At 38.5% G+C, this 2,499-nt stretch carries 2 protein-coding genes; both read left to right on the plus strand.

The window, feature by feature from the left end; translation table 11 throughout:
* Positions 1-1,203: ImmA/IrrE family metallo-endopeptidase (locus AC1DPQ_RS24500; protein WP_477611159.1), on the plus strand; the 1,203-nt coding region annotated here is incomplete at its 5' end.
* 558 nt (positions 1,204-1,761) lie between these two features.
* Positions 1,762-2,499, plus strand: a 738-nt coding sequence (locus tag AC1DPQ_RS24505) for a hypothetical protein (protein ID WP_477611160.1), incomplete at its 3' end; no start/stop codon positions are given.

Below are 2,499 nucleotides of genomic sequence, written 5' to 3' on the forward strand. Positions count from 1 at the left end.
AAAGACTATAAAACGACCATTCCGGGCAATGACGTTGGTGAATTCATCAACAATATCCAATCCATTGGCGGGCTAAACATTCATCCGATTTTCATCAGTACTACAAATCTTCAGCGCAAGGCTCAAAAGCTGGCAAATGCGCATAAGGTTGTATGGATAAAAATCGAAAAGGATRCCTTTCATACTAAAATATATAATTCAAGAAAGCGCAAAGCATGCCTTGTTGATACAGACTTTGCTCAAACTGCTGCTGAACTTGAAAAGCTAAGGTTTCTGAGTGAACTAAGCAATCTCGGCGTTGGCCAGGGTGTAGCAGAAATCAACTGGTCAGAGCTGRTAGAAAAAGTTATACGACACTCGCTTTTAGGTTATCTTACGGGAAAGACCGGCGAGATTTCTGAAGTTACAGGCGTAGAGCGTCTTTCAGGAGAACTGCTGGAAGAAATGGCCAATAACCTGTTGGATGATTTTAACCCTCATATCAGAAAGCACCACCTTGGGCTTAATATGGAAAGTTTTATGGAATACCTTAAAGAAAAACATAAACYTGAAGTATCAATAGAATCCATCGAACAACCTCAGGGTCGTGAAATCCTCGGCCTTTGTATCGCTAAAGAAAGGAAAATCATTATTGATTCCAGCATCAGCGATACGGACCGCTTCAATTTTATATTGGCTCATGAAATTTCGCATTTCTTTCTGCATAGACATCTAACCATTGAGCAGTCTGCCTACGACAGCCAATCGGATTCGATATTCAACCCTTTAACGGGAAGGCATGACTTGGTCAATGACCGGAATTGGATAGAATGGCAAGCCAATAAATTTGCGGCCTGTTTAATGATGCCAGAATTGAATACCGTAGTTAGGCTGATAGAATGCCAAAGTATAAGAGCCAGACGCAGGCCTAACCATGTTCACGTTGACAATGTGCCAGAAAATTGGAGCAATTTTCTGTTGACCATTGACCATTTAAGCAACTACTTTGGGGTAAGTCACAGGGTTATGGAATACCGTATGGCCGATATTGGTGTGCTGGCTTACGGAAAAAGTTTCAGAAGGCCTAACCGGATTTCTAGTGAACTTAATGTACATGCCAAACCGATCAGCCAGCTGATGTCAAAAGCCTTAAATCAGATTGAAGTGGCATGCAGTCAGCCTCCACGTTCATTGAATTATTCTGACGAAGAGGCACCATTTTAGTTAATATATAATAGTAAAGAAAAAAATACATTCTTTTCAAAGGTGTAGTGAATAGCTATTTACTATACCTTATCGCGAATGAGTATGCCTCGCTAGTGTATGCTTGTCGCGTATGAATGTGGATTTAATTATGTGCCATGGTTTTTGATGTAAATCTATATTCAGCAGAATTTTATATTTGAAATGCAGTAAATACTTAAAGTTAGTTGGAAGGCTTTTAAACAAAAAAGCCCATCTTTCGATGAACTTTTAGAAATTCTATTCCATAGAGAGAATTTGGTCGGATTTTGGTGAAATCAAGTTTTCAATAAATTCTATGACTTCATTGTTAAGACGATCATCCAATTATCACATGCCAATCAGGATCGGATTGAGTTAAGTGACAGAGAAATATAGTGATCAAGAATATAATGAAGAGAGGAAAAAGCTAAGTTTTATTGTCTTTGGGAAAACTGATGATGAAATCAACAAAGCACTGGATTCGATGTTCAGTAAAATTTTAGAAGAATGCAAGAGGAACTCAAAAAGATCACTGTCTAACCAAGAATAGTCTGAAATATGTTTCATACACAAACCACCCCGGATCCCAAAACTGGCGGATACTTTATTGCCGCCGAAGCGAAAACTGCCGTAGATGTAAACCCTGCATATTATTATGCTATGCACGAAAAAGAAGTTGCTTTGACAATGGCTCGTTCTTATTTTAAGTTGCTTAACCAAAGGCTAGGCTATGTTGGGGAAAAGAAAATTATTGAGCGTGCTGCCAGAGATTGGCAGGTGCGGTATCAAGCTGCTCTGAAATATGAATTGCCAGAGATGTTTAAAAAAATCCTGTTCTCAACCAAGAAAAAGGAACAAATAGAGTTGCTTCGCGAGGCAAGATTAAATCATGAGCTATTTTTTGCTTTTATTATCCAGTCTTCTGATACATTTGGTTATAAGTTTTCAGTCTATACTTTTGAGCACAAACCAAAACAATTAATTGGCAAAAAATATCCACGATTCATTTACCGTAATCCAGATAATGAGATTGAAACTGCTGGGAAAACCGATCTAACAAATAACCAATTACATCTGGCCATAACTGAAAACCATCGTGTAATCGTAAACTTTTTTGCCAAAGGAGGTGTATGGCATTGCCTGTTTCGTACTATGAAGGGGATTTATGGAAAAGAGAAGGCTCATGAAGCTGAGCCCCATATGCACTATGTTTCATCAGCGTGGGGATATTCCAGAGCTCAAGTTTTAGAAGAGCTTGCTAAAGAAAGATATAGTCTTAAAAGTGCACATTTACCT

Source organism: Pedobacter sp. 01T416_2, from assembly GCF_056398925.1.